Genomic DNA, 16,536 nt, shown 5'->3' with positions numbered 1-16,536 from the left:
CTAAATATGTAAGTAAAAAATAAAAAAACCCTTTGTGGGTTTTTTAAAATTCTCCTGGGTATAATTTTTTATTTTCCAAGATTCTCTCTAAACTTTTCATTTTAGTTTCACTTGTAGCTGCAATCCCATAAATCACTTGCACTTTACAACCATCTTCTAGAAGATAATCTGAAGTACTTGTTAGTTTTAGGTCATATAACTCATTTGTATTTTTAAGTGTTCCACAAAGAGCAAAAAAAGCTTCACCTCTTAATTTTAATACAGGATAAGAGATATATTTCTTTTCTACCATTTCAATCAATTTATCCAAATTACCTTTAACTTTAATTTTTTTATATTGTGTAACAAATATTTCTTTGCTACTTAAATATTTACCTATAGGATAAGAACTGTCAATTATTTCTTTGGCTCTTTTTTCTATTGCAGGAAAATCTTCAACAGTAATATATTTATTAGATTTAAAGTACAGATTAAACTCACTTTTTGAGTTATCTCCATCTTGAACAATTTGATCTAAATCAGGATATAGATCCACCATTGCCAATATTGTCACCAACTTTGCAGTATAGTTAACAATTTGATAATACATATCATGTCTTTCTGTAACAAACTCGATTTTGCAATCTTTATTTATTATAGTAAAACAAGAAACCATATAGTTTGAGTTAATATATGCACCCACACACCTATTGTTTAGAGAAGGAGATATATCCATAGCTATATCTAGTACTGTTTTTGGTTCATCATAAACCAGTACACTTCCATCCAATAATGTGAGTTTCACATTCCATTCTCCTTTTAATTTAACAAGTAAATTCTAATATATTACTTTATAAAAGGATTTTTAAGTTTTAGTGTTTTGTTGAAATTATTTTATTAAATTTATCAACTAAGTAGTTGTCAATTTTTTCATCAAAGTTGAATGCAAAACCATTTTTAGAAGGTTCAAATCATTCTTTTCATTCATCACCTTTTTTTTGCGCATAGTCAATTACTTCTTTAAACCCTGTTGGCATACCAGTTTCATCAACTAAAGCTTTTTGTGATTCTATTTCGTAAATGAAATTTATAAAGTCATAAGTTGCATTCATATGTCTATTGGTACTTGAGATAACTAAATTATCACTTCAAAGGTTTGTAGATTCATTTGTGTTTTCTTTATCACCAATAATTACTTTTTGACTCATTTTTGCTCCAGGAACACCTGAAATAACATCGAATTTGAAGTTATTGATATTTTGATTTTGTTCGTCTCTTTTTAGAGAATCTTCCTCTACTTCGCTTTCGTAGTCATCTTGCATTGCATAAATTAAGTCACCATTATACATTACAGCGATATCAAAATCTCTATCGTGCACTTTGTCTATTAATTGGTCTCCATATAAACCTACATTTCTTCCACTTACAAGTTTTTCTATTTCTTTTGAAACTTCATCGACTTGCTTTTGTTTTGAAACTTCTTTGCCATCTATTTTCAACTCATCTTTAGCTTCAACAGTTCCATAAAGTTTCTGGAATCCATACATAAATACATTTTTGGGATCCTCATTCAACGCCAAATTAAATCCTTCATTTGCAGCTTCTCACAAAATATTTCAAGAAAGATTTTCATTATTAACTTTATAAGGCATGTTTAGGTTATCTTTATTTTCTTCTTTTGAAATAATTTTTTTGTCTTGTAAGAATTTTTTTAACTTTTCGTTATATTCAAACTTGCCAGTATTTTCATTAAATTTAGCAAGATTGAAAACAATTCTTACATCTCCTCAGAATCAAGGAATTGAATAATCTAATAAGTTAGAATCTTTTTGTTCTGCATCTTTGAACTTGTAATCTCCGTGAAGTTTTTCTAGACTCTCGTTATAATTTAATAGTTCCTTAGCTTCTAAAGTGCTTTCCGGAAGTTCATCGCATTTTTGATCCATATGTACACCTTTAGGTGTATTTATATTTTCAACTCTACATCAGTCAATTCTTTGTAGAGCTCCTTCGGTTGCAAGTTTTTGAACCATATAGTCACTTGGAACCATCAAATCATAATTAAAAGTATATGTTTTATTGTAAAGTGATTCATTTGAGTCATATTGTTGATAATTAACTTTGTATCCAGTTTCTTTTTCAAATTCAGTAATTAATTCTGGATCAATATAACTTCCTCAATTCCCAATAACTAAATCATAAATATTGTTCATTACATAAGCAGTAGTTAGCAATGAAAATGAACCTAAAAGAGCAGTTCCCATTGTTAATTGTTTTCAGTTTCTTTTAATTCATCTATTTGATTTTGGAACATAATCTTCTGTTAAAACATCAGGGAAGTACTTATCTTTTTTCTTTTTAACTTCATCATTTATTTTTTGTAATTGATTTTCTTTTGTAGTTAGTTTTTTTTCTAAATTATTTTTAGCTTCTTGTAATTTACTTTCTCTTAAAGAAGTTAGTTCTTTAATTTTTTGAGCATCTTCAGCTGAGTTTTTATCTAAATTTTTAATTTGTAAATCAATTGATTCTACTAAAGAAATTTTTCTAAATACTTTTTGTTCAATATCTTTTAATTGTTGATATTTTGCTTCACTTTTTTCTAAATTTTCTTTTCTCATTTCAGCTAGTTTTTCAATAGTAATTCTTAATTTATATTGATTTCTACCCTCTAAAAGACAATCTCTTTTGAAAGAAAGTGTTTTAATTTTTTTGTTATATCAAGAAATAATTTTTGAACTTGGGTTTTCTAAACTTTCTAGTTCAGATTTTAAATCTAAAACTTGTTGACCAATTTCCATTGATCTTTCTTTGTCAATTTCATTTCTTTCATTAATTCATTCAATTTCTTTTTCGTATTTATTTATTTTTCTTTCTAACTTTAATAAAACTTGTTCAAATTTTCTTGCTTTTTTCTCACTACTCATAGTTTTCATTTTGTTTTCAATTTGAGTTTTCTTAAGGTTTAATTTTTGAAAAATAGTAAAATATCTTTTTTCCAGTTTAATTTCAGAAGAGATTAATTCTTTTTTTCATTCTAGCTTACTAATTTTTTTATTATTGTTTTTATTATTTAAAATTTTTATTTGGAATTTTAAAAGTTTATATTGAGCTAAAAGTTTTAAGTTTTTAGTTCTATCTACTTTTGTTCCTGTAGATAAACATTTTTCTAAATACTTAATTTCATTTTCTAGTTTACTGATAACTTTTATTTTATAAGTACCTTTTTTGATTTGTACTTTTATATCTTTTGATCTTTGAATTGAAAATTGCACAATATTTCAAATCAAAATAACAAATACAATAAAGGCAACCAAAAGAGTTCCAAAAGCATTAATATATGGTTGCATTCTTTTTGCAGTATATATGAAAGTAGAAACGTTAGTTTGCCCCCCACCTGTAAAGTAAGAGATAATAAAGTCATCAAAACTCATTGCAAAACATATTGCAGCTGCAGTTACTATACAAGGAGTTAGTATTGGTAGAATAACTTTATAAAAAGTTTGTCTTTGATTTCCACCAAGATCTTTAGATGCTTCAAGAACATTTTTATCTATTCTGTTCATGAAAGGTAAAACAGTAATTATTACATATGGCACGTTAAATGAAACGTGAGCAGCAATTAAAGTTACTATTCCAAATTTAACTCCAGCTAAAACAAACAATAACATAAGTCCTACTGCTGTAATTACATCAGCATTAACTAAAGGAATGTTTGCAATTCTGACTCAGTTCCTTGCAGCTTTTGGTCTAATTTTTGTTAAACCCACAACTGCCATCATACCTATGATTAAAGAAAGTATTGTTGAAACCATAGCAACAAATAAAGAAACAGTTATTGACTTCATAAATGGTGAGTTATTAATTAGTTTTGAATATCATTCAAAACTAAATCCACTTCATGAACTTGTACTATTTCCAGCATTGAATGAAAAAGCTATCATCACCGCTACTGGAACATAGATAAAGAGCATCATTATTAAGAAGTAACTTGATTTGAAGAATTTTTTCATTTTTTTGACGCTCCTTTCACTTCGAATTTATTTGAAATTCATTTCATAATTCCCATTATTGCAAATAAAATTAAAGCTAAAACAATAGCAATAGTTGCACCAAAAGTAAAGTCAGTACCTCTAAAGAAGTAATTTTCAATAATGGTTGTTATTAAGTTAATTTTTCCATCACCCATATATCTAACAATCAACAATGAAGTTGCTGCTTGTATTAAAACTAAAGTAAATCCAGCAAAAACACCTGGAAGTGATTGTCTAAATGTAGTGTGTCAAAATGCTTTTGATTTACTTGCTTTTAAATCTAAAGCTGCTAAATAATAATTTTTATCTTGATTTTCAATTGCATTATATATTGGTGAAATTGCAAATGGTAAAAACATATATACCATACCTATAATAACTGCAATTGGTGTTCCAAGAGCTGTTGGTGAAACCAACAAGAATAAACTTCTTAATCCTAAAATTTTTAAGATCATACTTATTCAAATTGGAAGAGTAACTAAAACTCAAACATTTTTAGCTAACATTTTATTTTTTAATTGTGCCATTATTAAAGCTATTGGGTATGCAAAAACCACACAAATAATACTTGCAACAAAAGCATACAAAATAGACAGCATTAACACAAAAAGTATTGATCCTGATGTTAGTAATTTTATAAAGTTAGAAAAGTCTAATTTGAATTTAATACTATTTCCAGTTGCTTCAATAATAGAAAATATTATGATTCCTAACAGTGGAAGCACAACTAAAAATCCCATCACAACCATAAATGGTAATAAAATAGGTCAAACTTTTCCTTTAAGTCCTTTTACAATTTTAAATTCAGCAACTTTATCTTTAAATTTGATCTTTGGTATTTCTATTTCTATTTCTGATCCTTCAGATTCAATGTTTTCTATATCATCTAATTCTTTTTCTACTTCAACATTATTTTGTTGTTCAATAATGTCTTTTTCGTTATTTAGATTATTCATCGATCTCTTTTCACATTACATGTAAATCTTCTGGATTTCATTTAATAGAAACTTCTTTGTCAAAGTCATGATATTCAGTTGTGTGAACTGTATAAGTTCTGTTTTCTGTTTTAATTGTAATTTCATAGTGTACCCCTTTGAAAATTATATTTTCAACAACACCGTTAAAGAACCCTTTGTTAGGTCCTGAAATTTGTAAATCTTCTGGTCTTAAAACAATATCAATGTTTGTTTCATTTTCACCAAAACCTTTATCTGTACAGTCGAATTCTTTCCCATCAAATTTAACTTTAAGATCTTTTACAAATTCACCATCACCAATAACATTTGAAACTCCAATGAAGTTTGCAACTCATCTATTTTCTGGTTCATTGTAAATTTCTTCTGGTGAACCAATTTGTTGAATTTGTCCATCATTCATTACAACTATTCTGTCACTTAAAGTTAAAGCTTCTTCTTGATCGTGAGTCACTAAAATAAAAGTAATTCCAATTTCTTCTTGAAGTTCTTTTAGTTCGTCTTGCATTCTTTTTCTTAGTTGAACGTCAAGAGCTGACATTGGTTCATCTAAAAGTAAAATTTTTGGTTTCAAAATAAGAGCTCTTGCAATAGCCACACGTTGTTTTTGACCACCACTAAGTTCGTGAACTCTTTTATTTTCCATTCCTTCTAGTGAAAATTTCTTAATATATTGCATTACTTCTTTTGTGATTAAGTCTTCTTTCATTTTTTTAATTCTTAATCCATAAGCAATGTTGTCGTAAACATCGTAATGAGGGAAAAGTGCATAGTTTTGAAAAATAGTGTTTATTTGTCTTTTATTACTTGGAATTGGAGTTAAATCTTTTCCTTCAAATAGTAAATCACCAGAGTCTTGTTTTTCTCTTCCTCCAACGATATTTAAAGTAGTGGTTTTTCCGCAACCTGAAGGCCCTAATAGAGTTATAAACTCACCTTCTTTAATATTAAAACTAACACCTTTTAAAACAACTTTTCCATCATAACTTTTAGTAAGATTTCTAATCTCTAAAATATTATTGTTGTTCATAATATGTTCTCCTTTAAAAAATATTAAATTTTTAACGCGTAATTTTATTAAAATTGATTACGCAATCAGGAGGAGCATTTCGGTCTCTAAAACTTTTTCAAATCATTCAACACGAGTAATTACTACGTTAAATCATTCTGAAATTAAATACTGATTTATATTTATTACGTTTTGTAATTTCATAGTAATTCTCCTTTTGTTTTTTCATAAAATAATTATATATTTTTTTATTTTGTTTTATCAAAAATATAAAATAAAAAAAAGCACTACTTAGTGCTTTTCAATAATTCTTTTCTTATATAGTAACCAACTCCGTGTTGCTTATTACTTTTAGTTGAAGAGTTAGCTATTTCTTTTAATTCTCTTTTAGAATTTCCCATAGCAATTCCGTGTCCAACTCACTTAATAGCTCTCATGTCATTGTCTCCATCTCCAAAGAACATTATATCTTTAGGGTCAATTCCATAATCTTTTGCTACATTTTGAAGAGCAAATAACTTATCAACACCTTTTGGATTAACTTCGATATTTGATGAATGAGGAACATAACTTCATGAAAACATTTCATATTGTTTTGGTTTTAAGTCCTCTTTAATTTTAGCAATACCTTTTTTGTTACCATAAATTATTATTTTGTATGAAGTATCTTTTACTTCATCTCTGTTATATTTAATTAATTTTCTTCCAGAAACTTTTTTAAGAACATATGTGAATAAGTTTTTTTTAACAACATAAGATACATTTGGATCTTTTGCATAACTAAATGTACTTAATTTATATTCTTTTGCTTTATCATAAATTGTTTTAAAGTCTTCTAATTCAAATAAATGTTCTTCAATTAACTTAGGTGTTGCAGTTCCTTCATATTTATAAGTAGCTCCACCATTAAGGGTAATAACATATTCGTGAGCCAAATCAATTCCAATTGCTTTTGCAACTTTCATAGCTCTTGTTATGTTTCTTCCAGTTGCAATACAAATTTTAACACCGCGTTCACGAGCTTCATTAATTGCTTTTATATTTGTTTTTGATACTAAATTCTTCTTTTTAACTAATGTCCCGTCAACATCAAGTGCTATTAATTTAACCAATTTTTTATACCCCCTATTTTACAAATTGTTTTAAAATGTCTTTTGACATGAACCCACTGTTTTGTTTAACAACTTCTCCATTTTTAAACATTATTAAAGTTGGAATAGACATAACATTATATCTTTGTGCTATTTCTGTTAATTTATCTGTATCAACTTTAATAAAGTTAACATCTTTTTCTTCGTTTGAAGTTAGGTCGAAGATAGGTGCTAACATTTTACAAGGACCACATCATTCTGCAAAGAAATCAACAACTGTTGCTTCTTTTGCAATTTCTTGATCAAATTCTTCTACTGTATTAATTACTTTTACTGCCATTTTTTTGTTCTCCTTTAAAGTATATTTTTTTCTATGAAATCAGCAACACCATTTTCATCATTACTTTTAGTAACAAATGTTGCTTTTTCCTTTAGTTCTTTCAAACCATTTTCAACTGCCACAAAGTTTTCAACTTGTGCAGCTAACTCGAAATCGTTAAAACTGTCTCCAAATCCAAAAGTTGTTGTATTTGATTCATCTAATCCTAGATAATTTAAGACCTCTTTAACTACAGACCCTTTATGAATCCCTTTGATGGCCAATTCATAAACCCTATCTGTATATTTAATTATATCAAGTTCATTGCTTATACCTGAAAAATCTTTGTAAAATTCTTCAACACTTTCTTGACTTGGATTTTTTTCAAGAATTATAGTTATATGATTAATTTTTTTAGTTATTTCTTCAAAATTTTCAATAACTTTATAATCAGTTCCCATTATATCGCTTCAATATCTTGAGTTTTCACCTTCACCATAAACATAATATATGTCATCTCCAATAAAGTGGACTTTGTATTTCCCAATTTTACCAAAAGTTGTTTCAAATACTTCTCTCAACTTTTCTTCACTAATGTATTCTTTTTTAATTCATTTATTTTCTTTAAAGTCATATATGTGAGTTCCATTGTTAGCAGCAGCAAGCCCATTTAATTTATCTAAACCAAGATAAATTGATTGTTGTTCAAATGTATCCATTGTACATCTTGCTGTAACTGGTATGAAATAATAATTTTTTTCATACACTTTTTTAACTATGTCTTTTGTATACTCACTAAATTTATGATCACTAGCTAATGCAGTTCCATCTAAATCTGAAAAAATAAGAACATTTTCTTTTAATTTCATATTTTCACCTCATTTTACTAATAATGATTATAAAGTAAATAGCTATTTTTATGAAATCTATTAAAAAAATGATTCTAATTTACAGAATCATTTTGGTTTTCTTTTTGTTTTTTTGCAAGAACCGCTGCTAGTTTACAAATAGAATTGTAATTGAAAGCTGTTGCAGTTATGGTTATGTATACTGCTATTGTAAATAAAATTGAAACAACACCTCTAGCATCAATTGATAATTTTACTTTGTTATTATTAATAATTTTTGCAGCTTGTCCAATTTCAACAAAGTAGTCAATGAATATAACCGATACAAAAGTTAGTATCATTATTGTAAATAAACCTTTTAAAGCAGAAAGTAAACTTACATAATTGTAGCTTATTTTTAAGTTCACAGAAATTAGATCAATAACAAGAATTAAAGACATAAACACTAAAGATACAACAGCAAATCCATATCAATAATTTGCTCTAAAACCAGATTGTGACATAGTTCAAATTTTCATTAACGGTAGAACATGAGATGAAATATCACCAAATTTTACTCCTAAACCAATAACGCTAAACACCAACACTAATAAAAGAAAAGCAATCACATCTAATACAAATATTTTTTTCATTATTTTAACCCCTTAACATATATATTTTAGAGTTATTTTTTTAAAAAATAAATATTACTTTTTCTTTTTTTTATTACCTCTAAATATAGTAGCTATTCCTAAGTTGTCATGATTAGGTAGAAGTAGGTTAAGAGAAACTCCTAAAAAGGTTGCCAGGAATAATCCTGTTATATGAAATGAACCCATTATAATATCACTTTTCATAATTGACATACCCACACCCACACCAAGAATTACAGAAATAACTATTAAGTTTTTTGCATTAGTTAAATCTATTTTTGAATCAATCATAATTTTAATCCCATTGGAAGCTATCATACCAAACAACATTAAACTTATTCCTCCCATTACTGGAGAAGGAATCATTCTTATTATTTGATTTATTGGCGCAATGAAACTCATTGCGATAGCAAATATAGCAGCAAGTCCAGTCACTCAAACACTAGCAACTTTAGTTAAACCAACAACACTTGTATTTTCTGCATATGTTGCATTTGCAGGACCCCCTATAAGACCTGCCAAACTCATGGCAACTCCATCAGCAATTAAAGTTCTACTAATTCCAGGATTTTTAATAAAATCTCTTCCTGTCATATTTCCAATATTTATATGATCACCAAGGTGTTCAACCATTGTTACCATAGATATTGGAACAATGGCTACAAGTGCAGGTCCAATAGTTTTTGGATCAACATTTCAAACTTTTTTAAAGCTTGGGTGTCACTCTCATTGGTTTGTATTTGTTATATATTCTGTGTGAATTATTTGATAACCAGTTTTTGTTAAACTAAAGTGTAATATCAAAGATATTACATAACCTACAGTCAAAGCCATAAGAATTGGTATGACCTTTAAAAAACTTTTAGCCTTAAGCATGCAAATGGCTGCAACAAGAAATGTGATAACACCAATTATTATTGCCAGTCATTGTGGATAATTACCTCAAGCATTATCTTGGGGATTTTGAGCTGCTGCAAAACCTATGTTTTGTAAAGCACTTGGTACAGCACTTAAACCAATAGTTATTATTATTGGTCCAACAACTATTGGTGAAAATGCTTTTTTAATTCATTTAACACCTGTTCAATGAATAATAAAACCCATTAAAATATAAACTAACCCCACGGCAAATACTGCTATAAAAATTGAATTACCTCAATCTTTTCAACCCGTTCCCAAAACAGTCATATAAGCAAAGCTGCTACCTAAATAAATAGGAACTTTTGCCATAGTTAAGGCTATGTAGATTAATGTTCCAAAACCAGAACAAAACAATGCCATTGAGATATTTATAACCTCATCATTTGCAGTTTGATTTATAACCATCGGAACCAAAACGGTTGCCCCAAACATCGCAAAGACATGTTGGATAGACAATATAGTTCACTGTCCAAAATTTTTAGGTCTTTGATTTGGTTGTAAAATCAAATCTATTTTTTTATTTTCTTCCATAATACTCTCCTTTTCTTATAATGAATTTTTACAAAAAAAATCAACCAATAAAATGGTTGATTAATTAAATATAAAATAATTCAGAAAAATGAAAAGATAGAGAAGTTAAAGACTCTTGTACTTTTAATTTGTGCTTTGTAATAACCAAAATAAGAGTTCTCATAATTTCTCCAACTTTCCTTAAAAAAGAATATATAGAGTTTAAGTTTTAATTGCAATTGAAATATTCAATAAAAAAAAAAAAAAAAAAAAAAATCACTTTCGTGATTAAGCTTCTTTATGGTCCGGAATAAGGGACTTGAACCCCCACGTGTTACCACGCCAGATCCTAAGTCTGGTGCGTCTGCCAATTCCGCCAATTCCGGATGAATGGTGTCCCGTATAAGACTTGAACTTATGACCCACTGGTTAAAAGCCAGTTGCTCTACCGACTGAGCTAACGAGACGTTAAAATTAACAAATTTATAATAACATTTTTTTGATTTTATTAAAATACTTATCTTTAAAAAATTATAAGTATTCTCTTGTAGTTTTTAAATGAATTGACCCAACAGTTATCAATAATATACCAAGTATTATGTTTATACTTCCAAAAATTCATGTGAATGAAATTAAAGTACACATTAAAAGAACTCCTAAAGTTATCAAAATAATTGATCCAACAAAAGCTGATTTAACAGTATTTTTAATTATAAATATTAGCCCAACAAGACCAATACAAATTAAAAATACTACACATATAGTTATTATTATGTAAGCCAATTCATCTAATGTATTTTCAGGATGAATTTTGCTATATATTGGTTTTACAAAAGCAATTACAAAAACTTGATTTAGTAAAGCAATCGCTAATGAAATATAAGCAATTAAAGATAGATTTTTTTTCATCTTATTTCTCCTTAATTATATAATACATAGATTTAGCAATAAAAAAACAACCATTTATGGTTGGTAATTTCTTGCGTGGTGCTGATGATAGGACTTGAACCTACAACCTACTGATTACAAGTCAGTTGCTCTGCCAATTGAGCCACATCAGCAAAAAAAATGGTGGAGTGTGACGGGCTCGAACCGCCGACCGCCTGCTTGTAAGGCAGGAGCTCTCCCAACTGAGCTAACACTCCAAAAATAAAAATAAAAATAATGGTAGCCTGTACGGGGTTCGAACCCGTGTGTGCACGGATGAAAACCGTGTGTGTTGACCGCTTCACCAACAGGCCATTAAAATGGCGGCTTTTGCAGGACTCGAACCTGCGACAAACCGGTTAACAGCCGGTTGCTCTACCAACTGAGCTAAAAAGCCATAGATAGATTTCTACCTATTCATAATAGCATATTAACAATATCAAAATCAATATTTTTTTATAAAAAAAATAAAAAAACTTACTAAAAGTAAGTTTTTTTTGACTATTCAATAAGTCCTGCTTGGTATAGTTTTTTGAAATGTCCTTCTTGAGTTTTTAGTTCATTGAATTTACCTCTTTGAACTATTCCTTTACCATTTCCACCTAAAACTATTATTTCATCAGCATTTTTAATTGTACTTAATCTATGAGCAATAGTAACTGTTGTTCTACCTTTCATAAGTATGTCTAATTTTGCTTGAATTTCTTTTTCAACAATATTGTCTAAAGCACTTGTTGCTTCATCTAATATTAAAACTTTTGGGTTTTTTAAGAACATTCTGGCAATAATCAATCTTTGCTTTTGACCACCACTTAATAGGAATCCACGTTCTCCTAGTATAGTTTCGTATTGGTCTGGTCAAGTCATTACAAGTTCATGAAGTTCTGCTTTTTTACATGCTTCAATAACTTCTTCGTTTGTAGCTTCAAACGATCCATATCTAACATTTTCAAAAACATCTCCATAAAGAATTTGTGGATCTTGTTCAACATAACCAACATGACTTAAATAACTTGATAATTTAACATCTTTTAAATTTGTATTTCCATTTATTATTATTTGTCCTTTTGAAGGGTCATAGAATCTTAAAAGTAGTTTTGCTATAGTTGATTTACCACTTCCAGTTTCTCCAACAAAGGCATATGATTTTCCTTCTTCAAATTTAAAGTCAAATTTTGGAAGAATTACTTTTCCTGGTTTTTCTGGATATGAGAATTCTACTCCTTTGAATAAAATATCTCCTTTAATTTCTTTTACAATCTCTCCATCTCAATAGTGAGAATTCATAATTGATTCTGCTTTAATAGTGTCATCCACTCTTTGTGCAGCGACAGAAGCTTGTGCTAAACCAAATAATGCAGCCATAACATTAAATAAAGGTCCTATCATAAGTCCTTGAGCTAAGTTATATGCTGTAAATCTTTGAGTAATAAACTCACCTTCTGGTCCTTGTTCTCCATATATAAGCATTGTTGCAATAACAGTTGCAAATTGAAGAACAAACATTCCACCTCACATTGTAGTTAACATTATAGCTTGTCTTGTACCTACTTTTTTTGATTTATTGTAAAAGTCTTTGTGAACTTCTTTAAATCTTTCTGTTTCGTAATTTTCAGTTCCAGAAGATTTAATTAATCTAACTGTAGCAATCCTATCAGTTACATTACCATTTATCTCTGTTATACTTTCTCTTACTTTAATAACTTTGTTTCTAGTTGCATAGAAACTAACCATCATTAAAGACATTATTATTACAAAAGTTATTACAGTTACTGTTGCAAGTTCTCAACTTAATATATACATAAGAATTGCAGCTCCAATTATTTCGAAAAATGATAATCCAAATTGTAGAGGAACTTGCACAGCTTGATCTCCTACAATTTGTGTATCAGAAACAATTTTAGTTAAAATTTCTCCAATTTTTTTATCTGAGTAATAAGAAATATCTTGTCTAACTAGATTTTCAAGAGCTCTATTTCTTAAACTTATTTCTATTTTACGACCCATTATGTATGCAAGGTAATCATAAATAAATGATAGTATGCAATATAAAATAACAATTCCTATTGCTACGTAAATTAGCAATATATAATCATCTGTTCAAATATCTGTTATTATATTTTTTACATTTCCAACAGGTTTATCTTTATTTGTTATAATAGCTGTCATTTGGAATGTTAAAATCGGTAAAGATAAATGAAGAACAACAAATAATAAACATAAAACTAACATAGTTAAAGAAAGTTTTCATTCTTTAACAAAATAATAAACAAGAGTTTTAAAAAACTTACCCTTGCCTACTTCAAAATCAATATTTTCCATTTTTTGATCCTTTCATTTTTGTCCCAATGAAATTATATCTACTTAAAAGAAAAAGTACTAAAATAGTGCTTTTTCTTTTTATATTAATTTCAATAAGAGTTTATAAGTACCATAAATACAAACTGTTGGCAATAATGAGTTAACAAAGAATATAAGTGCAAGTCACCATTGCATTCCAACTGTTGTAAAGTCGAAAAACTTATTAATTTCCTTAACTGGTATTAAAGTTAATGTTGTTATAACAAATGCTACCAACATTAAAATTAATAATCATTTATTTGGTCTATACTTATCTGTTTCTTTATTATTTCTTGTTGTTTTTATAGGCAAGAAGAAATTATTATAAAGAATTGAATAGAATATTGGAGAAAACATTATAGCCATATAGACTCCTGTTTTTCCAAATTTATCTGCCATTTCTGAACCAGATCCAAATATTCAAACAGCAATTTCATAATTTAAAACTGCAAATAGAGTGTTAAATAATGTTGTAATAATTATTTGACATCTAATACCCTTTAGTAAACTCTCTTTTTTATGTGTAGGTGGAGGGTTTTTCATCACTCCACGTCTTTCTTTTTGCATTCCGATAGGAACAGCTACGATAGTTTCAATAATAAAGATGTGGAATAAAATGTTAACTGAGTTCAATGCAATATCTTGATTTATTGCCAATATTAATAATAATGTTAATATTTGACTCAAGTTTGCCGCTATCAAGAATGATATTGAATATTTAATTTTTTCATAAACATTTCTTCCAGAGTTAACCCCAGAGATGATACTTTTAAAATTATCATCTGCTAAAATAACGTCACTCACACCTTTTGCAACTTCAGTACCTGTTATACCCATAGAAATACCAACATCAGCTTTAACTAAACTTGGAGAATCGTTTACACCATCTCCTGTCATAGCAACAATGTTGCTATCTTCTTGGAGTAAATCAACAATTAAAGCTTTGTGTTCTGGATTAACCCTTGCAAAAACATTAGTTCTTTGTAATCTTTCTTTCAATTGCTCTCTAGAAAGTTCATTGATATCTTGACCTGTAAGAACACCATCAAAGTTTTCATCTGCAATACCTAATCTTGTTGCGATTTCAAATGCAGTTATTTTATGATCTCCTGTAATCATGATTACACGTATTCCACCAGATTTAGCTTCTTCAATAGAGGCCTTAACTTCTTCTCTTGGTGGGTCAATTATTGCCACACAACCTAAGAAAGTTAAACCACTTTCATATTTTTGTTTCTCATCTGTAATATCTTTTTGAGAGAAACCAAGTACTCTTAAACCTCTTTTTGCAAAAGAATAAAGTTGATCATTTATGATTTTTTTATCTTCATCAGTTAATTTAGTTACTTTACCATTAACTAATTTGTTTGTACAAATATCTAATAAATAATCTACAGCACCTTTTACATAAACCATTTTTCTTCCATTAACATCGTTTACACTTGTCATAAGTTTTCTCTTTGAATCAAATGGAATTTCGTCAATTCTTTCATGAGTTCTTCTCATTAATTTGTAATCTATATCAAATTTCTTTACAAATTCAATTGTAGCTATTTCTGTTGCACTTCCAATTTTTTCTTTTTCTACCATTGCATCACTACATAAAGTTATACAATTTATTAAATCTAAGTGTTTTTCTTTTTCGAAATTATTGAAGTCATCTTCTTTAAAATCTAAAAAGATTTTGTCTACAGTCATTTTGTTTTGTGTTAAAGTTCCTGTTTTATCAGAACAAATAACATTTACATTACCTAAAGTTTCAATTGATTTTGGGTTTTTAATTATTACATTTTTTCTTGCCATTTTTTTTGTAGCAACCATTAAACAAATTTTTACAATAATTGTTAAAGATTCAGGTATTAATGATATTGCAGATGATACAGCTATTAATAATAAATTTTTTAGATCTGCTTTACCGGCTTGAATTTCATTTAACTGGTCTCTTAACAATCATGAAGTCAAGAATAATATTGCACCTAATATTATTGAAGTAAGACCAATAATTGTTGTCAATTTTGTAACTTTTCTCTCTAAAGGAGTTTTTTCTGGTTTATGTCCAGTAATTTTTGTAGCTATTTTTCCTATTTCTGAATCTTTACCAGTTCCAAAAATAACACCCATCATTTTTCCTTCAAGAACCAAAGTTGACATAAATGCTATATTTTTTTGATCACCTAGCATTAAATTTTTTTCTTTTATACTCTCAGATATTTTTTTAACTGGTTCGTTTTCACCAGTTAAAGCTGATTCATCAATTTTCAGTAATTGATTATCAATTATTCTTGTATCTGCTGGTACAAATCCTCCAGAGTTTACAAATATTATGTCTCCAGGTACCAACTCTTCAATATCAATTTCTATTTTTTTAGAATCTCTTAAAACTATAGCTGTTTGCTTTGTTTCATTTAAGTGAGCAACTTGATTTAAAGATTTAACTTCCTGAATTGTAGCTATTATAGAGTTCGTAAGAACTATAACAACTATTATTACCAAACCTGTTATATCAACTGTTTCTATTTTTCCAGAAATACCTGAAACTAAACCAGAAACTAAACCAGATAGAATCATTATTAAACTTAAAGGGTCTAAAAAACTCTTTAAAAATATTTTAAATCAATTTGGTTTTTTACTTTTTGGTAAGTTATTTCTTCCATATTTTTCAAGTCTTAATTTAGCTTCTTTACTAGTAAGACCTTTTTCTGGATTTACTTCTAATATATTACATATTTTTTTATTTGAAAGTTTATACCATTCTTCGTTCAAAGACGGAGTTTGGGAGTCTGTTAGTTCTTTCTTGTTGTCATTTACGATCATATTTTAACACCTCAAAAGATTTGAAAATCTTAACCAATTTATCTTACTACTTTAAATATATAAGTCAAACTACATTAAATTTAAGGCGCACCAAAATCCCTTATCCACTGGTTATAAATAAAAATAGAAGAATTTTAA

13 protein-coding genes and 6 tRNA genes are annotated in these 16,536 nt (G+C 28.0%); all 19 read right to left on the bottom strand.

From position 1 onward, the window contains the following. Positions 1-43: 43 nt before the first annotated feature. On the bottom strand, positions 44-784 hold the full coding sequence (locus SBIUS_RS00685) for a threonine--tRNA ligase (RefSeq protein WP_162684595.1): 741 nt from the start codon (positions 782-784) through the stop codon (positions 44-46). A gap of 67 nt (positions 785-851) precedes the next feature. Next, entirely contained in the window at positions 852-3,992 is a 3,141-nt protein-coding gene (gene potCD / locus SBIUS_RS00680; protein ID WP_162684594.1) for a spermidine/putrescine ABC transporter permease/substrate-binding protein, read from the bottom strand. Next, positions 3,959-4,969 (bottom strand): spermidine/putrescine ABC transporter permease, encoded by a 1,011-nt coding sequence (gene potB / locus SBIUS_RS00675; RefSeq protein WP_162684593.1) that lies wholly within the window; start codon positions 4,967-4,969, stop codon positions 3,959-3,961. The genes potCD and potB overlap by 34 nt, the downstream gene beginning before the upstream one ends. Continuing rightward, complete coding sequence (potA, locus tag SBIUS_RS00670; RefSeq protein ID WP_162684592.1) at positions 4,962-6,017, bottom strand: spermidine/putrescine ABC transporter ATP-binding protein; 1,056 nt, start codon at positions 6,015-6,017, stop codon at positions 4,962-4,964. The genes potB and potA overlap by 8 nt, the downstream gene beginning before the upstream one ends. A 57-nt stretch (positions 6,018-6,074) precedes the next feature. Continuing rightward, positions 6,075-6,200 (bottom strand): hypothetical protein, encoded by a 126-nt coding sequence (locus tag SBIUS_RS04480; RefSeq protein WP_255491187.1) that lies wholly within the window; start codon positions 6,198-6,200, stop codon positions 6,075-6,077. An 83-nt stretch (positions 6,201-6,283) separates the two neighbouring features. Next, a complete protein-coding gene (locus SBIUS_RS00665; RefSeq protein ID WP_162684591.1) occupies positions 6,284-7,108 on the bottom strand; it encodes a Cof-type HAD-IIB family hydrolase in 825 nt (274 codons plus the stop codon). Between the two features lie 13 nt (positions 7,109-7,121). Next, positions 7,122-7,427 carry a thioredoxin gene (trxA, locus tag SBIUS_RS00660; protein ID WP_162684590.1) on the bottom strand — a complete coding sequence of 102 codons (306 nt, stop codon included), beginning with the start codon at positions 7,425-7,427 and terminating at the stop codon, positions 7,122-7,124. A gap of 14 nt (positions 7,428-7,441) precedes the next feature. Further along, positions 7,442-8,275, bottom strand: coding sequence for an HAD-IIB family hydrolase (locus tag SBIUS_RS00655; RefSeq protein WP_162684589.1), 834 nt, complete (start codon positions 8,273-8,275; stop codon positions 7,442-7,444). A gap of 74 nt (positions 8,276-8,349) precedes the next feature. Next, positions 8,350-8,886, bottom strand: a complete 537-nt coding sequence (locus SBIUS_RS00650) for a hypothetical protein (RefSeq protein ID WP_162684588.1) — start codon at positions 8,884-8,886, stop codon at positions 8,350-8,352. Positions 8,887-8,940: 54 nt separating this feature from the next. After that, positions 8,941-10,338, bottom strand: coding sequence for a uracil-xanthine permease family protein (locus SBIUS_RS00645; protein ID WP_162684587.1), 1,398 nt, complete (start codon positions 10,336-10,338; stop codon positions 8,941-8,943). Positions 10,339-10,618: 280 nt separating this feature from the next. Beyond that, positions 10,619-10,703: transfer RNA gene (locus SBIUS_RS00640), tRNA-Leu, on the bottom strand. A gap of 5 nt (positions 10,704-10,708) precedes the next feature. After that, a tRNA-Lys gene (locus SBIUS_RS00635) sits at positions 10,709-10,784 on the bottom strand. Between the two features lie 64 nt (positions 10,785-10,848). Beyond that, entirely contained in the window at positions 10,849-11,226 is a 378-nt protein-coding gene (locus SBIUS_RS00630; protein WP_162684586.1) for a hypothetical protein, read from the bottom strand. A gap of 76 nt (positions 11,227-11,302) precedes the next feature. Then, a tRNA-Thr gene (locus SBIUS_RS00625) sits at positions 11,303-11,378 on the bottom strand. An 8-nt stretch (positions 11,379-11,386) separates the two neighbouring features. Beyond that, positions 11,387-11,462 (bottom strand) — tRNA-Val (locus SBIUS_RS00620). 20 nt (positions 11,463-11,482) lie between these two features. After that, positions 11,483-11,558: transfer RNA gene (locus SBIUS_RS00615), tRNA-Glu, on the bottom strand. Positions 11,559-11,565: 7 nt separating this feature from the next. Beyond that, positions 11,566-11,641, bottom strand: a tRNA-Asn gene (locus SBIUS_RS00610). 104 nt (positions 11,642-11,745) lie between these two features. Further along, positions 11,746-13,566, bottom strand: coding sequence for an ABC transporter ATP-binding protein (locus SBIUS_RS00605; RefSeq protein WP_162684585.1), 1,821 nt, complete (start codon positions 13,564-13,566; stop codon positions 11,746-11,748). Between the two features lie 78 nt (positions 13,567-13,644). Beyond that, positions 13,645-16,398, bottom strand: a complete 2,754-nt coding sequence (locus SBIUS_RS00600) for a cation-translocating P-type ATPase (RefSeq protein ID WP_162684584.1) — start codon at positions 16,396-16,398, stop codon at positions 13,645-13,647. Positions 16,399-16,536: the final 138 nt, after the last annotated feature.

Source organism: Spiroplasma sp. BIUS-1 (genome assembly GCF_010365805.1).
Lineage (GTDB): Bacteria > Bacillota_I > Bacilli_A > Mycoplasmatales > Mycoplasmataceae > Spiroplasma_A.
This window is presented reverse-complemented; position numbering and strand designations above follow the sequence as displayed.